Annotated in this window: 11 protein-coding genes; 6 read left to right on the top strand and 5 right to left on the bottom strand. The window is 70.1% G+C overall.

What is annotated here, in order from left to right; genetic code table 11:
* The first annotated feature begins 25 nt into the window (after positions 1–25).
* The 3 genes from galE (at position 26) to GCN81_RS05875 (ending at position 5,166) form a co-directional block, all read left to right on the top strand.
* The gene (galE, locus tag GCN81_RS05865) at positions 26–1,012 is read left to right on the top strand and encodes a UDP-glucose 4-epimerase GalE (protein ID WP_156722399.1); all 987 of its coding nucleotides are present in this window, start codon (positions 26–28) and stop codon (positions 1,010–1,012) included.
* Between the two features lie 108 nt (positions 1,013–1,120).
* Positions 1,121–3,400: a bifunctional glycosyltransferase/CDP-glycerol:glycerophosphate glycerophosphotransferase gene (locus GCN81_RS05870; protein WP_231626399.1), complete on the top strand. Its 2,280-nt coding sequence runs from the start codon at positions 1,121–1,123 to the stop codon at positions 3,398–3,400.
* Positions 3,397–5,166: a glycosyltransferase family 2 protein gene (locus GCN81_RS05875; RefSeq protein WP_156722400.1), complete on the top strand. Its 1,770-nt coding sequence runs from the start codon at positions 3,397–3,399 to the stop codon at positions 5,164–5,166. The genes GCN81_RS05870 and GCN81_RS05875 overlap by 4 nt, the downstream gene beginning before the upstream one ends.
* Here the strand turns inward: GCN81_RS05875 and GCN81_RS05880 are convergent.
* The gene (locus GCN81_RS05880; RefSeq protein WP_156722401.1) at positions 5,084–5,623 is read right to left on the bottom strand and encodes a GtrA family protein; all 540 of its coding nucleotides are present in this window, start codon (positions 5,621–5,623) and stop codon (positions 5,084–5,086) included. The two genes, GCN81_RS05875 and GCN81_RS05880, sit on opposite strands and share 83 nt — an antisense overlap.
* Positions 5,624–5,799: 176 nt before the next feature.
* Entirely contained in the window at positions 5,800–10,734 is a 4,935-nt protein-coding gene (locus GCN81_RS05885; protein WP_156722402.1) for an NAD-glutamate dehydrogenase, read from the bottom strand.
* Between the two features lie 426 nt (positions 10,735–11,160).
* Here GCN81_RS05885 and GCN81_RS05890 point away from each other — a divergent pair, with 426 nt between their 5' ends.
* Positions 11,161–11,727: a DJ-1/PfpI family protein gene (locus GCN81_RS05890; RefSeq protein ID WP_156722403.1), complete on the top strand. Its 567-nt coding sequence runs from the start codon at positions 11,161–11,163 to the stop codon at positions 11,725–11,727.
* A 119-nt stretch (positions 11,728–11,846) separates the two neighbouring features.
* Here the strand turns inward: GCN81_RS05890 and GCN81_RS05895 are convergent, their stop codons facing one another.
* On the bottom strand, positions 11,847–12,509 hold the full coding sequence (locus GCN81_RS05895) for an HAD family hydrolase (RefSeq protein ID WP_156722404.1): 663 nt from the start codon (positions 12,507–12,509) through the stop codon (positions 11,847–11,849).
* Positions 12,510–12,519: 10 nt separating this feature from the next.
* Complete coding sequence (locus GCN81_RS05900) at positions 12,520–13,038, bottom strand: DUF6912 family protein (protein WP_156722406.1); 519 nt, start codon at positions 13,036–13,038, stop codon at positions 12,520–12,522.
* Positions 13,039–13,372: 334 nt separating this feature from the next.
* Here GCN81_RS05900 and GCN81_RS05905 point away from each other — a divergent pair, with 334 nt between their 5' ends.
* A complete protein-coding gene (locus GCN81_RS05905) occupies positions 13,373–13,831 on the top strand; it encodes an Rv3235 family protein (protein ID WP_156722408.1) in 459 nt (152 codons plus the stop codon).
* Between the two features lie 63 nt (positions 13,832–13,894).
* On the opposite strand, the gene secA is transcribed toward GCN81_RS05905, so the two are convergent.
* Complete coding sequence (secA, locus tag GCN81_RS05910) at positions 13,895–16,711, bottom strand: preprotein translocase subunit SecA (RefSeq protein ID WP_156722410.1); 2,817 nt, start codon at positions 16,709–16,711, stop codon at positions 13,895–13,897.
* A gap of 208 nt (positions 16,712–16,919) precedes the next feature.
* On the opposite strand from secA, the gene GCN81_RS05915 reads away from it, so the two are divergent.
* Complete coding sequence (locus GCN81_RS05915) at positions 16,920–17,492, top strand: GNAT family N-acetyltransferase (protein WP_156722412.1); 573 nt, start codon at positions 16,920–16,922, stop codon at positions 17,490–17,492.
* Positions 17,493–17,508 lie beyond the last annotated feature (16 nt).

Genomic DNA, 17,508 nt, shown 5'->3' on the forward strand with positions numbered 1-17,508 from the left:
CCAGACACGACGAAACAGGGTGACCATGACCTGGCTGATCACCGGCGGTGCCGGCTACATCGGGGCGCACGTCGTCCGCGCCATGACCGAGGCCGGCGAGCATGTGGTCGTCTACGACGACGTCTCCAGCGGCGTCGCCGAGCGCATCCCCGCCGACGTGCCGCTGGTCAAGGGCTCGGTACTGGACCGGGAGCGGCTGGACCGCGTCATCGCGGAGCACCAGGTCACCGGAGTCGTCCACCTCGCGGCGAAGAAGCAGGTCGGCGAGTCCGTCGAACTGCCGCTGCGCTACTACCACGAGAACATCGAGGGCCTGCGGACCCTGCTCGCCGCGGTCGTCGCCGGTGGTGTGCCGTCGTTCGTCTTCTCCTCGTCCGCCGCCGTCTACGGGATGCCGGACACGGCGTCGGGTCTGGTCACCGAGGAGACCCCGTGCGCGCCGATGAGCCCGTACGGCGAGACCAAGCTGGCGGGCGAGTGGCTGGTCCGCGCGGTCGGCCGGGCCCACGGCATCGCCACCGCCTCGCTGCGGTACTTCAACGTCGCGGGCGCCGCGTCCCCCGAACTGGCCGACACCGGCGTCTTCAACATCGTGCCGATGGTCTTCGAGAAGCTCACCGAGCGCAACGCCCCCCAGATCTTCGGCGACGACTACCCGACCCCGGACGGCACCTGCGTCCGCGACTACATCCATGTGAGTGACCTCGCCGACGCCCATGTGGCCGCGGCCCGCAAGCTGGCCGCGACACCGGGCCACGACCTGACGGTCAACATCGGCCGCGGTGAGGGCGTATCGGTCCGCGAACTGATCGACCTGATCAGCGAGGTCACCGGCCACCACATCACGCCGAAGGTCACTGAACGCCGCCCTGGCGACCCCGCACGGGTGGTCGCCGCCGCGAACCTTGTCGCGGCGGAGCTCGACTGGAAGGCGAAGCACGACATGCGCGACATGATCACCTCGGCGTGGGCGGGCTGGGTCCGCCTGCACCCCGAGGCCGCCCGCGACTGACATCGCCAAATACAGACATTATCCACCTAACTCCCCAAAGGGTCCTTATAGACTGAAGTGCCGGATACGCGGATACGCGGAGACAGCGACGAAGGAGCGGCCCGCCTCATGTCCAAGCTGTCCAAGCTGCCCAAGCTGCCCAAGCTCAGCGTGATCGTGTCCGGCCGTGACATCCAGGGTCATCTGGGCGAGTGCCTCAGCAGCCTCGCCGACCAGTCCTGCGACGAGCTGGAAGTGATCGTCGCCGTGACCGGCGACAACTCCCGTGCCCGCACGGAATCCCGCACCGCGAGCGACCCCCGCTTCACCTCCCTGCCCCTGTCCGACGGCACCACCCCCACCGCCGCCAGGCGGGCAGGCGCGGACGCGGCCACCGGCGACTGGCTGCACTTCCTGGATGCCAAGGACAGCCTCCCCACGGGCGCGGCGGCGGCCATCGTCCAGCGCCTCGCCGAGCACGCGGAGGCGCCCGGCGCGGCAGACCGGGACGCCCCCGCCCCCGACGTCCTGGTGTTTGACCATGTACGCGCCTACTGGTGGGACCCGGCCCGCCCCAGCCTCGACACCAAGGTGCTGGCCCAGCCGGGCCGTGCCCTCGTCGACCTGGCCGACTTCCCCACGCTCCTGGAACTCGCGCCGCTGCTCGGCAACCGCGTCCTGCGCACCGGCTTCCTGCGCGCGCACGCCCACCTCCTCACGGCGGGCGACGCGCTCTACTCCGCCTACGCCGCGCTCCTGCTCGCCGACCGCATCGCCTGCCTGGACCAGGTGGCCCTGATCGACCGCCAGTTGCGCCGCGCCAGCCTCCCGCCGCCCACGTACGACGAGCACTTCGCGCCCTTCGCCGCGTACGCGAAGCTGCACGAGCTGGCGGCGGCCCGTCAGGCGCCGCCGCGGGTGCGTACCGCGCTCTACGAGCGGATGGTCGGCGACTATCTGCGGGTCATCGCCAGGCCAGGACTCCTGCCCGCCGACCTCGCCGCCCCGTACTTCCACCACGCCTCCGAGCACGCCAGCCGCTTCCGCCCCGACGGCTACCAACGCCCCGACGGACTCGACGGCGTACGCCACCGGCTCCTGGAGCAGGACCAGTACACCCGGTACAAGGCGCTCCAAGCCGCCAACGGAAAGCGCCGCGCACTGCGGTCCGCGCTCAACGCCAGAAAGCGCAAGCTGAGCGCCAAGGCCCGCGACCACCGCTACCGCGGCGCCCTGTCCCGTCCCATCGAGCCGGAGCTGGCCGTCTTCTCCGCGTACTGGGACCGCGGCGTGGCCTGCAACCCGGCCGCCATCGCCGCGAAGCTGCGTGAACTCGCGCCCCACGTACACCCGGTGTGGGTGGTGAGCCAGGCCAAGGCGGCCCTGCTGCCGCCCGGCACGGACCACGTCATCCCGGGCACCCCGCGCTATCTGGAGGTGCTGGCCCGGGCCAAGTTCCTGGTCAACAACGTCAACTTCCCCGGTCTCCTGGTGAAACGGCCGGAGCAGGTCTTCGTCCAGACCCACCACGGCACTCCGCTCAAGCGCATGGGCCTGGACCAGCGCGAGTTCCCCGCCGCCGCCAAGGGCCTCAACTTCCGCGCCCTGCTGGCCCGCGTCGACAACTGGGACTACAGCGTCTCCGCGAACAGCCACTCGACCCGGACGTGGGAACGCGCCTACCCCTCTCGCTACGTCCCGCTCGACTACGGCTATCCACGCAACGACGTCCTCTACCAAGCCGACGCCGACGACATCCGCGCCATCCGCGAACGCCTCGGTATCGCCCCCGGCAAGACGGCGATCCTGTACGCGCCGACGCACCGCGACTACGAGGCGGGCTGGACCCCGCGCCTGGACCTGGCGCGGCTCAGCGCCGACCTCGGCGATGACACCGTCCTGCTGGTGCGCGGCCACTACTTCTACGGTGGCGGCGCGGCCTCGCCACTGACCCGGCTACGCCGCGGCGGACGGGTCATCGACGTCTCCACGTACGATCCGGTCGAGGAACTCCAACTCGCCGCTGACGCCCTGGTCACGGACTACTCGTCGATCATGTTCGACTACGCCAACCTGGACCGCCCGATCGTCATCTACGCCGACGACTGGGAGGTGTACGCCAGGGCCCGCGGCGTCTACTTCGACCTGCTCACCGAGGCCCCGGGCCAGGTCGCCCGGAGCCAGGACGCGCTGACCGAGATCTTCACCTCGGGCGCCTGGCGCGACGAGGCGGCGGCCAAGCTGCGCGGCGCGTTCCGCCGCCGCTTCTGCGAGTTCGACGACGGGCGGGCCGCCGAGCGCGTGGTCCGTCGCGCCTTCCTCGGCGAGCGCGAGGAGGATCTGCCGCCGATCGTGCCCGTCGAGGACCGCACACCCGCGCCGACCCCGGAAGAGGCCGCCCGCCGATGAGCCCTACAAACCCGACGAGCCGTACAAGCCCAACGAGCCAGACCAGCCCGACCAGCCCGACCAGCCCGACCAGCAGCACGCCGCCCGACACCGCGGACACACCAGACGTCACCGTCACCGTGATCGTCTTCAACGACGCCGAGCGGCTGCCACGCGCCGTGGCCTCGCTGCGCCGCCAGACCCATCGCCGTATCGAGATCATCATCAGCGACGACCACTCCACCGACCGCACCCCCGAGGTGGCCCGGGCGCTGGCGGCGCGGGACGCGCGCATCCGGTTTCTGCGGCTCCCCGAGAACAGCGGCGGGTGTAGCGCCCCGCGCAACCGCGCCATGGACCTCGCCCGGGCCCCGTACCTGATGTTCCTCGACAGCGATGACGAACTCCCCGAGCGCGCCTGCGAACTGCTCCTGGCCGCCCACCGCGAGCGGCCCGTCGACTTCACCATGGGCCAGGTCGAGCGGGTCCGCGTCGACACCGGCGCCCGCTCCACCTGGATGCCCGACCTGGTCGCCGAGCGGCGTACGGTGGCGGGCGTCGAGGCCGAACCGCGGCTGCTGTTCGAGCACCTCTCCACCAGCAAGATGTACGCCAGGCGGTTCCTGGACCGGCACGCGCTGCGCTTCCCCGAGGGCATCCACTACGAGGACCAGCTGTTCACGGCCCAGGCGTACTGCCTCGCCGAGGCCTTCACCATCGTGCCTGAGCCGGTCTACCGCTGGTATATCGAGCCCTACGCGGCCGCCGACGCCGCCTCCATCTCCAATCAGCGGCACAAGATCAGCAACGTCCGGGACCGTATCCACGTCCAGACCCTGATCGACGCCTTCCTCGTCGACAGCGGGCACGCCGCCCTGCGCGCGGACAAGGACTACAAGTTCCTGCGGCACGATGTCCGGATGTACGCGGGTGACCTGCCGTACCGCGACGAGACCTGGCTGCGGGAGTTCGCCGACACCGTCACCCCCTACCTCGCGGGGCTCGCCCCGGGCTCTTATGCCCGGCTGCCCCGCGCCGAGCGTGTGACGATCGCCCTGCTGCGGGAGGGGCGGCTCGCGGAGGCGGCGCTCGCCGCCCGCGGCATGGGCCACGGTGTGGGCCCGCGCGAGACCGTCACCGGCGCGGACGGCCGGGTGTACTGGGGTGGCCAGCTGCCGGGCTCCGCAGCGACCCGCCCAGAGCTCGACCTGACCAGCGAGGAGCTGGACACCCGGCCGTTCGCCGTCGCCCTGTTCCGGCACGAGATCACTCAGGTGGCGCCCGGCCCTGGCGCCACCGTGGATCTGCGGATCCGCAGCTACGACCCCGGGCTTCAGCTCGCCGTCGGCCCGCACCGGGCCGCACTGCACCTCGCCCCGGCCGGTCGCCGCCTCACCCAGCACTTCCGCATCGACCCGGTACGGCCCGGCGTCTTCGAGGGCGCCGTCCGCCTCGACCTGGCCGCGGCCGCGCTGCCGGTGTACGGCTTCGACGGCGTACGCCACCCGGTCCTGGAGCTGGCGGAACAACGCCAGCGCAACAGCGGCCCGCTGCTCGCCCCGCTCGACTTCACTCCGCTGACGGCCGCCATCCACCGCCATCAGGTCACGGTCGAACCCGAGGGGCGCGGCGCCGGGCGCCTCCAGGTCCGCTGGGCGCCCACCGGGGCGCTGGTGCGCGCCGCACGCCCTCTCGGCGACCGCCTCAGGGCTGGTCGTGCTGGAAGACCCAGGTCCGGTACACCAGGAAGCGGAACGCGGAGGCGAGCAGGATGCACAGTGCCTTAGCGATGTTCGAGCCGACCGGACTGTCCATGCCCAGACCGTGGTACGCGACGTAGAACAGGCCGCTCTCCACGGCCACGCCCAGCCCGCTGAAGGCGAAGAAGAGCACGATCTGCCGCGTGCTGCGTGCGGACCGGTCCCGGTAGGCGAAGAACCGGAAGCCGAGGTAGTTGGTGCTGATGGCGACGCAGCTGGCGGCGACCGTCGAGGCCATCGGTCCAAGACCGAGTCCGTGCAGCAGCAGGTTGAAGACCAGAACGTTGACGCCTACGCCGCTGCCGCCGACGATGCCGAACCTGACGACCTCCGCGCACAGCCGCCGCAGCCGTGCCCGTCCGGGCCGCCGCAGCCGCAGGGGCCCGGACGCGGGCGACGCGGGTGCGGGCACCCAGACGGCGGCAGCGGCGGCGGTCTCGGGCGCGCTGGAGCCACGGGGGCGTACGGTCGTCGGGTGGCTCATTTGCGTCACTTTAGCCGTACTATCCGATTTTGAGCGGCATTGTGAATATGTACGCACTGCCGCTGTCGCCATGCCGCTGTCAGGCGGGCAGCCAACCGGCCCCCGCGGAGAGAGCGCCCCGGCCGGTGCCCCAGCCAGCGAACCGGCCGGGGCACCTCACACCAGAACGTCAGCTGTCAGCTGTGCGTACGCAGCAGCGTCCGCATGGTCCGCATCGCCACCGACAGGTTCGCCAGGTCGAACGCGTCCGAGCCCCGGATCTCGTCCAGCGTCGTCTTCGCCCGCCCCAGGATCGCGGCGTTCCGCCCCTCCCAGGCCTGGAAGCGCTGCTCCGGCGTAGCCGAGCCATCGCCCGCCGCCAGCACGTCCGAGGTGAGCGCCGCGTGCGCCGCGTACAGGTCCTCACGGATCGCCGCGCGCGCCATCGACTGCCAGCGGTCGTCCCGCGGCAGCGCGCTGATGCGGTCCATGAGCTGGGTGATCTGCAGGCGGTCGGCGAGGTCGTAGTAGACCTCGGCGACCTCCATCGGGTCCTTGCCCATCCGCTCGCCGATCAGCACCACGTCCAGCGTCGGGAACGCCGAGGAGAACCCGGCGACCTGCTGCGCGAGGCCATCGGGCACCCCGGCGCCCGCCAGCTCGTCCCGGATCTGCTCGTACCACTCCAGGTCGGCGCCGCGCAGCAGCTTCGGAAGCTCGGCCCAGACCCGGCTGACGCCGTCGCTGAAGAAGCCGATGGTCTCGACCAGGTCCAGCGGCTGCGGCCGGTTGTTGAGCAGCCAGCGCGTACCGCGCTCGACCAGACGGCGCGAATGCAGCCTGATCCGGGTCTGGACGTCGGCCGCGACCTTGGTGTCCAGGGCCTCGACCGCGTCCCAGACCTCGCCGAGGCCGAAGATCTCCCGGGCCGCGGTGTGCGCCCGTACGACCTCTTCGAGCGAGGCGCCGGTCTCCTCACGCATCCGGTGCAGGAAGCTCGTACCGCCCGCGTTCACGGTGTCGTTGACCAGCACCGTGGTGACGATCTGACGCCGCAGCGCGTGGCCGTCGATCTGGTCGACGAACCGCTCGCGCAGCTGCGTCGGGAAGTACGCGTACAGCAGGCGCTGGAGGTACGGGTCGTCCGGCAGGTCGGTGGCGAAGAGCTCCTCGGCGACGGTGATCTTCGTGTACGCGAGGAGGACCGCGGTCTCCGGCTGGGTCAGCCCGCTTCCGTTGTTCAGCCGCTCGCGGATCTGCCGCTCGGTGGGCAGGAACTCCAGGGCCCGGTCCAGATGGCCGTCACGTACCAGGCGGCGCATAAAGCGCTGCTGGGCGTGGAGCATGCTGGCGGACTGCGCCCCGGCGAGCGCGAGCGCGGTGTTCTGCCCGTAGTTGGTGCGCAGTACCAGCGCGCCGACCTCGTCGGTCATCTCGGCGAGCAGCTTGTTGCGCTGCTTGATGGTCAGGTCGCCGTTGGCCACCACCGCGTTGAGCAGGATCTTGATGTTCACCTCATGGTCGGAGGTGTCCACCCCGGCGCTGTTGTCGATCGCGTCGTTGTTGATCTTGCCGCCGCGGCGTGCGAACTCGATGCGGCCGAGCTGGGTCAGGCCCAGGTTGCCGCCTTCGCCGACGACCTTGACGCGCAGCTCGGAGCCGTTGACGCGGATCGCGTCGTTCGCCTTGTCACCGACGTCGGCGTCCGACTCGGTGCTCGCCTTCACATACGTGCCGATGCCGCCGTTCCACAGCAGGTCGACGGGGGCCTGCAGGACGGCCTTCATCAGTTCCGCGGGCGTCACCTTGGCGACCGAGGGGTCGATGCCGAGCGCCTCGCGGATCTGGGTGTTGAGCGTGATGGACTTGGCGCTGCGCGGGAAGATGCCGCCGCCCGTGGAGAGCAGGTCCTTGTCGTAGTCGGCCCAGCTGGAGCGCGGCAGCTCGAACAGGCGTCGCCGCTCGGCGTACGAGGTCGCCGCGTCCGGGTTCGGGTCGATGAAGATGTGCCGGTGGTCGAAGGCGGCGACCAGCCGGATGTGCTCGCTGAGCAGCATGCCGTTGCCGAACACGTCACCGGACATGTCGCCGACGCCGACCACGGTGAAGTCCTGGGTCTGGGTGTCGTGCCCGAGCTCGCGGAAGTGCCGCTTGACGGACTCCCAGGCGCCGCGGGCGGTGATGCCCATGCCCTTGTGGTCGTAGCCCGCGGAGCCTCCGGAGGCGAAGGCGTCGCCCAGCCAGAAGTTGTAGCTGCCCGCGACCTCGTTGGCGATGTCCGAGAACGTCGCGGTGCCCTTGTCGGCGGCGACCACCAGGTAGGTGTCGTCCTCGTCGTGGCGTACGACGTCGGAGGGCGGCACGACCTCGCCGGCCACCAGGTTGTCGGTGATGTCGAGCAGCGCCGAGATGAAGGTGCGGTAGCTGGCGACGCCCTCGGCCAGCCAGGCGTCGCGGTCCTTGGCCGGGTCGGGCAGCTGCTTGGCGACGAAGCCACCCTTGGCGCCGACGGGCACGATGACGGTGTTCTTGACCTCCTGCGCCTTGACCAGGCCGAGGATCTCCGTACGGAAGTCCTCCCGCCGGTCGGACCAGCGCAGACCACCGCGGGCGACCTTGCCGAAGCGCAGGTGCACGCCCTCGACCCGGGGTGAGTACACCCAGATCTCGAACGCGGGCCGGGGGGCGGGCAGGTCCGGGATGGCCTGCGGGTCGAACTTCATGGAGATGTACGGATGCGGCTTGCCGCCCTCGCCCTCCTGGAAGAAGTTCGTCCTGAGGGTGGCCTTGATGACGGTGAGGAACGACCGCAGGATGCGGTCCTCGTCCAGCGAGGCGACCTGGTCCAGCGCGCCGTCCAGCTCCTCGAGCAGCCCGTCGATCAGCTCGGTGCCCGCGCGCTGGCGGTCCGGCGACATCCGGGCCTCGAAGAGGTGCACCAGCAGCCGGGTGGTGTGGACGTTGGTACGGAGGGTGTCCTCCATGTACGCCTGGCTGAACGTCGAACCGGCCTGACGCAGGTACTTGGCGTACGCCCGCAGCACCATCGCCTGCCGCCAGCCGAGACCGGCGCGCAGCACCAGGGCGTTCAGGCCGTCGTTCTCGGCCTTCCCCGTCCAGACGGCGGCGAACGCCTCCTGGAAGCGCTCGCGGGCGTCACCCGCGAGGTAGCTGCCGCTGCCGTCCATCTCGGGCAGCCGCAGCCCGAAGTCGTAGATCCACGCGGGCGCGCGGTCGGTGGTCCGCAGCTCGTACGGACGCTCGTCGACAACCTCGCAGCCCATGCTCTGGAGCACCGGCAGCACGGCGGACAGGGAGACCTGGGTCCCCAGGCGGTAGATCTTGAAGCGGCGCTCACCGGGTCCGGCGCCCACCGGCTCGTACAGCGAGAGCGCGAAGTCGTGCTCACCTTCGGTGAGCTGCTCTACGTGGACCAGGTCGGCGACGGCCGCGCGCGGGGTGTGGTCGGCCTTGTAGCCCTCGGGGAAGGCGCCCGAGTAGCGGCGCAGCAGCTCGGCGGCGCGTTCCTCGCCCAGCTCGGCGTTGAGCGCCTCACCGAAGCCGTCGGCCCAGGAGCGGGATGCCTCGACCAGGCGGGCTTCGATCCGCTCGGTGTCGGCGGCGGTGAGCGCGGGCAGCTCGGTGCCGGGCGGGACCCGGACGACGAAGTGCAGCCGGGACAGGATCGACTCGGTGTTCCAGGCGGTGAAGTCGACGTTGGTACCGCCGAGCTCCTCCTTGAGGATGTCGATCAGCCGCAGCCGTACGCCGGTGGTGTAGCGGTCGCGGGGCAGGTAGATCAGGGCGGAGTAGTAGCGCCCGTACTCGTCCTTGCGCAGGTACAGGCGGAGCCTGCGGCGCTCCTGGAGGTACAGGACGCTGGTCACGGTGGCGCGCAGCTCGTCCACCGGGGTCTGGAAGAGCTCGTCGCGCGGGTAGGTCTCGAGGATCTGCAGCAGGTCACGGCCGTCGTGGCTGTTGGGCGAGAAGCCCGCCTCCTTGAGGACCTCGGCGACCTTGCGGCGGATGACCGGCACCCGGCGTACCGACTCGGTGTAGGCGGCCGAGGAGAACAGTCCGAGGAAGCGCCGCTCGCCGACGACGTTGCCCTTGGCGTCGAACTTCTTCACGCCGACGTAGTCGAGGTAGCTGGGGCGGTGGACGGTGGCCCGGCTGTTCGCCTTGGTGAGCACCAGCAGCTTGTGCTCGCGGGCCTTGGCGCGGGCGTCGGCGGGCAGCCGGTTGAAGGACGGGCTGACCGGGTGGCCGTGCGGGTCCTCGTGGCTGTGCTGCGGGTCGGAGCGCAGGATGCCGAGGCCGGAGCCGGGGACGGCGCCGAGCGAGTCGTCCTCGTTGAGGTGGTACTCGCGGAAGCCCAGGAAGGTGAAGTGGTCGTCGGCGAGCCAGCGCAGCAGCTCGCGGGCCTCCTCGACCTCACGGTCGCGCAGGTCGTCGGCGGTGGGTTCGCTGGGCAGGTCGTCGGCGATGCGCAGCGCGGCCTCGCGCATCTTGCCCCAGTCCTCGACGGCCTCGCGTACGTCGGACAGCACCCGCTGCAGATCGGCGGTGATCTGCTTGAGGTCGGAGCGGTCCGTCTCCCGGTCGATCTCTACGTGGATCCAGGACTCGGTGAGCGTGTCGTGGCCGTCGCCCGTGACACCGTCGGGCAGGACCTCGACCAGCTTGCCGGTGACGTCACGGCGGACGAAGACCTGCGGGTGGATCACTACATGGATGCCGCGGCCCTGCCGGGACAGCTCATTGGTGACCGAGTCGACCAGGAACGGCATGTCGTCGGTGACGACCTCGACCACGGAGTGGCTGCACATCCAGCCGTTCTCTTCCACGGTCGGGGTGTGGACGCGCACGTTGGCCGTGCCCTGCGGGCGGTTCTCGGCCAGCCGGTAGTGCGAGAGCGCGGCGCCGAAGACGTCGACCGGGTCGCGATCGGCGAGATCCTCGGGGGCGGTGTGCAGGTAGTAGCGCTGGAGGTAGGAACGGATCGGGTCCTGGTCCGGACGCTCCCCGTCTGTGGCCCCCGTCGGAAGTTGCCCCCCGACCGGGCTGTTCTCAGCAACCCGGGCGGCCCGTTCGAGCAGCTCGGCCTTGGCTTCGTCCAGCTTGGTCTGCATGTCCTCTGGCTCCTGTCGCGCGCCGTTGCGTGACGTAGAAGAAAGTGGCGTAACGCCGCGACGCGGGATGTCCGGTCGTATTCGACGGTATGCCGGGATGAGAGATGGCCGGGGCGTCACTGGCTGCCGTCCGTGTTTCAGACAGCCGGCCCTGGCAACAGGGATCAGTGATGACCCGGGCACGGTGGTGCGCCGGGCTCAGGCGAGCGGGGGCTGCGCTGCCCCCGCGGCATATTGCACTGATCACGGGTCCAGGCTATCGCCCCACCCCGGGGGACCGTCATGAGCCATCTCCGTACAAAAACATCGCTCAAACTTTGACACTCCGTCCAAGAACCGCGGGCTCCCCCTCTTGGCAAAGCTCCGCGCAGGGGGCACGTTGGCCAGGACGGCCCCGGACCGTACCCACTGAGGGAGCGAGCGGCGATGGCAGCGAAGATCCTGATCGTGACCGGCGACGCGGCGGAGTCACTGGAGGTGCTGTACCCCTACCAGCGGCTGCGCGAGGAGGGCTACGACGTCCATATCGCCGCCCCCGCTCGCAAGAAGCTGCGCTTCGTGATCCACGACTTCGAGCCCGGATTCGACACCTACACCGAGAAGCCCGGGTACACCTGGCCAGCCGACCTCGCCTTCTCCGAAGTCGACCCGGGCCAGTACGCCGCCCTGGTGATCCCCGGCGGCCGGGCGCCGGAATACCTTCGCAACGACCCCGAGCTCCGCAAGATCGTCAAGTCGTTCTTCGACGCCGACAAGCCGGTCGCCCAGATCTGCCACGGTCCGCTGCTGACCGCGGCGATCGGCGGCCTGACGGGCCGCCGCGTCACGGCTTACCCGGCCCTGGAACTCGACATGCACGCCGCGGGCGCCACCTTCCAGGACGCCGAAGCCGTGGTCGACGGCACCCTGGTCTCAGCGCGGGCCTGGCCCGACCACGCCCGCTGGATGCGCGAATTCCTCACGGTCCTGCGCGCCAAGGCCCCGGCGACGTAGGGCCCCGCCTCCGCGGTGCGTCTTCGCGGTGCGTCCCGGCGGTGTGCTCGGCAGCGGTCCCGCCAGCGTGTCCCGGCGGTGGGGGCGATCGTGGGGGCGCTCCCCCACGGAGCACCGCGTCAGGCGACCAGGCGTGCCGCCTCAGCCACCGCCTCGGCGAGCGTGTCCACCACCGGCACCCCGGCCACCGCGAGGCTGGCCCGGCTGTGTGACCCCCCGGTGTACAGCACCGCCGCCGCCCCCACATGCTGGGCGGCCACCGCGTCGTCGACCGCGTCCCCGATCACCACGGCGCGCGCCGGGTCCACGCCCTCCAGCGCGGCCAGGTGCCGTGTCATGTGCTCGGCCTTGCCGGTGTGCGCCTCACCGATGCGGCCGTCCACCCGTATGAAGTGCTGCTCGATCCCGTGCGTCCGCACGATCGGCACCAACCGCTCATGCGGGGCCAGCGAGCACATCGACTGAGTGAGCCCCGCCGACTGCCAGTCGGCGAGCAGCTCCCGGGCCCCCTCCGCCAGGTCCGCGCCGTCCGCGTGCACCCAGTAGTGCCGGTGGAACGCCTCGTCCATCACCGCCCACTCCTCGTCCGTGGGCAGCCGACCTATCAGCCGCTCGTAGAAGCGCGGCACCGGAACGCAGTACAGGTCCCGGTAGCGCTCGAGGGTGATCGGCTCCAGACCGATCTCCGCGAACGAGGCGTTCGTCGCGGCGATGACCGCGTCGATGTCGTGGAACAGCGTGCCGTTCCAGTCCCAGACGATGTGCGTCCCGTGCTTGCCCATACCAAGAACGCTACCGGGTACCACTGACAATCAGGTTCGGGATCTCCTGCGTCGCGAACCACAGCAACTCATGGTCCTCCGCCCCGTCCACCGTGAACTGCGCGTCGTCGTCGCCCTGGTCAGCCGCGCCCAGCGCCGCGGCCGCCGCCGCGATGTCCGCCTGCGCGTCGTCGGCGTCCACATGCACCGCCGCCGCCTTGGCCAGCGGCACCGCGTCCGCGATACGCACCTCGCCGAGTGCCCCCGGATCGAGGCCGCGATCCGGGTCGGCGACCGCCGCGGAGTCCGGTACGTCCACGGCGACGACGACCCGGCGCCGTACCGCCGACGGATCGCCCGCGATCAGCCGGAGCGAACCGGCCGCGGCACGGTTAAGCGCCGCGTACTCCAGCTCCTCTATATCGCCCGTGACGTACCACTCACGCAGCGCGGGTGTCACGGCGTACGCGGTCAGCGGCCCGGGACCCAGTTCGCCCGCCTGGTGCGCCGCCGCGAGGCCGGAGAGGGTCAGGGGGACGTACACGCGCATGGCCGCCGCTTTCGTCGTCAGTGGTCAGGTCAGTGATGAGGTCACTGGTCAGGTCAATGGTCACGGGAGTGAAGGTCGTGAGGGCCTCAGGATACGTCTGGGCGTCCCTCTTGGGAGTGACTGACGAGAGACCTGTCACCCCACCCCGCTCCACCAGGATGGGCCCCACAGCCCGCCGCCCGCACGGCCCCTCCCCCTGATAGGTGATCCCGCGCCGGGCGACCCCACCGCGCGAGCCGCATTGCGCACCGAGCACGGCGCCCCGTACAAGAACACCGAAAGCTACTGCCCGGTAGCAAACTGTCACCGGGCCCGGCGAACACGGGGACGCACCATGAACAAGATCATGACCAGCACCAGGCGGCCCGGCACCACCCGGCCGCCGACCCGCGCCGACGCACGGCGCCCCAGCAGCGGCGGCCCCACCCGGGCGCCACTGCACCAGCACCGCCGCCCGCCCCTCACCACGCTGTTCACGGAGCGCCTGCTGGCCGTGCTCAGCGGGCAGCGCCCGGTGCACTGGATGCTGCGGCACACCTCGGGTCAGGCCTACGACGACCTCGCCCGGCTGGCCGAGCACACACCACTGCGGGCCACCGGCCACCGTGCCGCCATCCGCGACATCGGACACTACGTCCCGCGCGCGGGCGCGATCGAGGTGTTCGCCCGCATCAGCGCCGACGGCCACCTGCACGCCATGGCCTTCCGCCTGGAACAGGCCGCCGACCTGCGGTGGCGCTGCACCGCGGTGGAGGTGGGCGGAAGGGGGCCGTCCGACAGGCAGGAGCCCTGACATGACACAGCGGGGCCCGGCGTCTCGCCGGGCCCCGCTGTGTACGACTCCGCGGGTCAGAGACTACTTCTTGCGGCGACGGCCCTTCTGTGCCTTGCGGCGCTCGGCACGCGTCATGCCGTCCGCGGACGACCGCACCGGCTCGTCCTCCTGCGCCAGGTCACCCTCGACCACTCCGCCCTCACCGTCGACCGTCGGAGCCGAGAAGTGCAGCCGGTCGGGGCGCTGCGGAGTGTCCAGACCCTTGGCGCGGATCTCCGGGCGCGCACCCGCGGGCACCGCGTCCTGGGCGCCCTTGTCCAGCGAGGTCCGCTCCGCCGCGTCCTGCACCGGAACCTCCTCGACCTGCTGCTCGACCTGGACCTCCAGGTTGAACAGATAGCCGACGGACTCCTCCTTGATGCCGTCCATCATGGCGATGAACATGTCGTAGCCCTCGCGCTGGTACTCGACCAGCGGGTCCTTCTGGGCCATGGCCCGCAGGCCGATGCCCTCCTGGAGGTAGTCCATCTCGTAGAGGTGCTCGCGCCACTTGCGGTCCAGGACGGACAGCACCACGCGGCGCTCCAGCTCCCGCATGATGTCCGAGCCGAGCTGCTCCTCGCGCGCGTCGTACTGCGCGTGGATGTCCTCCTTGATCGAGTCGGAGATGAACTCGGCGGTCAGCCCCGCACGGTCTCCGGCAGCGTCCTCCAGCTCCGCGACGGTCACCTTCACCGGGTAGAGCTGCTTGAAGGCGCCCCACAGCCGGTCAAGGTCCCACTCCTCGGCGAAGCCCTCGGCGGACTCCGCCTGGATGTAGGCGTCGATGGTGTCGTCCATGAAGTGCCGGATCTGCTCGTGCAGGTCCTCGCCCTTCAGCACGCGGCGGCGCTCGCCGTAGATGACCTCACGCTGGCGGTTGAGGACCTCGTCGTACTTCAGGACGTTCTTACGCGTCTCGAAGTTCTGCTGCTCGACCTGCGACTGGGCCGAGGCGATCGCCCGGGTCACCATCTTGTTCTCGATCGGCACATCGTCGGGGACGTTGGCCATCGCCATCACCCGCTCGACCATCTGCGCCTTGAACAGGCGCATCAGGTCGTCCCCGAGCGACAGGTAGAAGCGGGACTCACCCGGGTCACCCTGACGGCCACTACGGCCGCGCAGCTGGTTGTCGATGCGCCGCGACTCGTGCCGCTCGGTACCCAGCACGTACAGGCCGCCGAGGTCGGTGACCTCCTCGTGCTCGGCCCGGACGGCGTCCTCGGCCCTCTCCAGGGCGGCGGGCAGTGCCTCCGCCCACTCCTCGAGGTGCTCCTCGGGGTCGAGGCCGCGCTGGCGCAGATCGGCCTCGGCGAGGTCGTCGGGGTTGCCGCCCAGCTTGATGTCGGTGCCACGTCCGGCCATGTTGGTGGCGACCGTGACGGCTCCCTTGCGGCCTGCCTGGGCGACGATCGGCGCCTCCCGGTCGTGCTGCTTGGCGTTGAGCACCTCGTGCGGGACACCGCGCTTGGAGAGCTGCTGGGAGAGGTACTCGGACTTCTCGACCGAGGTGGTGCCGACCAGGATCGGCTGGCCTTGCTGGTGCTTCTCGGCGATGTCGTCGACGACCGCGTCGAATTTCGCCTTCTCGGTGCGGTAGATCAGGTCCGCCTGGTCCATCCGGATCATGGGCTTGTTCGTCGGGATCGGGACGACGCCCAGCTTGTAGATCTGCTGGAACTCGGCGGCCTCGGTCATGGCCGTACCGGTCATGCCGGAGAGCTTGCCGTAGAGGCGGAAGAAGTTCTGCAGGGTGATCGTGGCGAGCGTCTGGTTCTCGTCCTTGATGTCCACCCCTTCCTTCGCCTCGATCGCCTGGTGCATGCCCTCGTTGTAGCGGCGGCCAGCCAGGATACGGCCGGTGTGCTCGTCGACGATCATGACTTCGCCGTCGATGACGACGTAGTCCTTGTCCTTCTTGAACAGTTCCTTGGCCTTGATGGCGTTGTTCAGGTAGCCGACCAGCGGGGTGTTCACCGACTCGTAGAGGTTGTCGATGCCCAGCCAGTCCTCGACCTTGGCGACACCGGACTCGTGGATGGCGACGGTGCGCTTCTTCTCGTCGACCTCGTAGTCGCCGGTCTCCTCGATGCCCTTGAGGTGGTTGCCCGGCTCGCCCTTGGTCAGCCGGGTGACCAGCTTGGCGAAGTCGCCGTACCACTTGGTGGCCTGGTCGGCCGGGCCGGAGATGATCAGCGGCGTACGGGCCTCGTCGACGAGGATGGAGTCGGCCTCGTCGACAACGGCGAAGTTGTGGCCGCGCTGGACGAGCTCGTCCTGGGACCACGCCATGTTGTCGCGCAGGTAGTCGAAGCCGAACTCGTTGTTCGTGCCGTAGGTGATGTCGCAGGCGTACTGCTCGCGGCGCTGGCTCGGGGTCATCGCGGAGACGATGCAGCCGACCTCGAGGCCCAGGAACTTGTGCACCCGGCCCATCATCTCGGAGTCACGCTGAGCCAGGTAGTCGTTGGTCGTGATGACATGCACGCCGTCACCCGACAGACCGTTGAGATACGCGGGCAGCGTACTGACGAGGGTCTTGCCCTCACCAGTCTTCATCTCGGCCACATACCCGAGGTGCAGGGCGGCGCCGCCCATGATCTGAACGCGGTAGTGGCGCTGGCCGAGCACGCGCTTGGCGGCCTCGCGCACGGTCGCGAAGGCCTCGGGGAGCAGGTCGTCGAGGCTCTCACCGTCCGCGTACCGCTCCTTGTACTCCTCGGTGAGGGCACGCAGCTCGGCATCGGAGAGGCTGACGAAGTCCTCTTCGATGGAGTCGACCTGGTCCGCGATGCGGTGCAGTTTGCGCAGGATCTTTCCTTCGCCTGCACGCATGAGCTTGTTGAAGACGGACACGAGGGCTGATCTCCTTGCCGGTCGGGCTGACGCGGTCGAGTTCTTCTGAGCAACGGCCATCGTATGCGAGGACGCGCCCGGGCCGGGAGGGTCGTCGCGGCGTCGGCCGTCTGCCACCTTCCCGGAGAACGATCCGGACCGCCGTGAGGTGCCCACACAGGCGGGAAAATCTCTGGCTTCTCACCCCCTGGCCACCCAGAATCGGCGGATGAGGCCCCGCACCCACACCACCGAGCGCCTGTTGCTGTGCCCGCTGTCGCCCGACGACACCGAGGAGGTCTACGAGGCCGCCCAGGACCCGGACATCCTGCGCTGGCTTCCGCTTCCCTCACCCTACGAGCCTCGGCACGCGGAGGAATTCCTGCGGAAGGTGGTCCCGGACGGCTGGCGCGAGGACACCACGTACACCTTCGGTGTACGTCCCCGTGACGGCGGCCCGCTGCTCGCCACGGTCAGCCTGCACCACCCGGACTCAGGGACCTGGGAGATCGGCTTCTGGACGACCAGGGAGCACCGTGGCCGCGGCTATGCGACCGAGGCCGTGCTGGCGCTGGCGCACTGGGCGTTCACGGATCTGCGCTGCGGCCGTCTGGAGTGGCGCGCCGAGGTCGGCAACACCGGCTCACGGATCGTCGCCGAGAAGGCCGGGTTCCAGGTTGAGGGAGTGCTGCGCTCCGGGATGCTCAACAAGGGCGTACGGCGCGACTGCTGGATCGGGTCGCTGCTCCCAGCCGACCTCGGACTGCCGGGCGTTGACGCGTATCTGCCGTCCCCCGGCTGACTGTCAGCGCCGAGCT

The organism is Streptomyces apocyni (assembly GCF_009739465.1).
Taxonomy (GTDB): Bacteria; Actinomycetota; Actinomycetes; order Streptomycetales; family Streptomycetaceae; genus Streptomyces; species Streptomyces apocyni.

Bases quoted from the DNA above. Each gene is read 5' to 3' on its own strand.
- galE (WP_156722399.1), top strand. From the start codon at position 26: ATGACCTGGCTGATCACCGGCGGTGCCGGCTACATCGGGGCGCACGTC.
- GCN81_RS05870 (WP_231626399.1), top strand. From the start codon at position 1,121: ATGTCCAAGCTGTCCAAGCTGCCCAAGCTGCCCAAGCTCAGCGTGATC.
- GCN81_RS05875 (WP_156722400.1), top strand. From the start codon at position 3,397: ATGAGCCCTACAAACCCGACGAGCCGTACAAGCCCAACGAGCCAGACC.
- GCN81_RS05880 (WP_156722401.1), bottom strand. From the start codon at position 5,623: ATGAGCCACCCGACGACCGTACGCCCCCGTGGCTCCAGCGCGCCCGAG.
- GCN81_RS05885 (WP_156722402.1), bottom strand. From the start codon at position 10,734: ATGCAGACCAAGCTGGACGAAGCCAAGGCCGAGCTGCTCGAACGGGCC.
- GCN81_RS05890 (WP_156722403.1), top strand. From the start codon at position 11,161: ATGGCAGCGAAGATCCTGATCGTGACCGGCGACGCGGCGGAGTCACTG.
- GCN81_RS05895 (WP_156722404.1), bottom strand. From the start codon at position 12,509: ATGGGCAAGCACGGGACGCACATCGTCTGGGACTGGAACGGCACGCTG.
- GCN81_RS05900 (WP_156722406.1), bottom strand. From the start codon at position 13,038: ATGCGCGTGTACGTCCCCCTGACCCTCTCCGGCCTCGCGGCGGCGCAC.
- GCN81_RS05905 (WP_156722408.1), top strand. From the start codon at position 13,373: ATGAACAAGATCATGACCAGCACCAGGCGGCCCGGCACCACCCGGCCG.
- GCN81_RS05915 (WP_156722412.1), top strand. From the start codon at position 16,920: ATGAGGCCCCGCACCCACACCACCGAGCGCCTGTTGCTGTGCCCGCTG.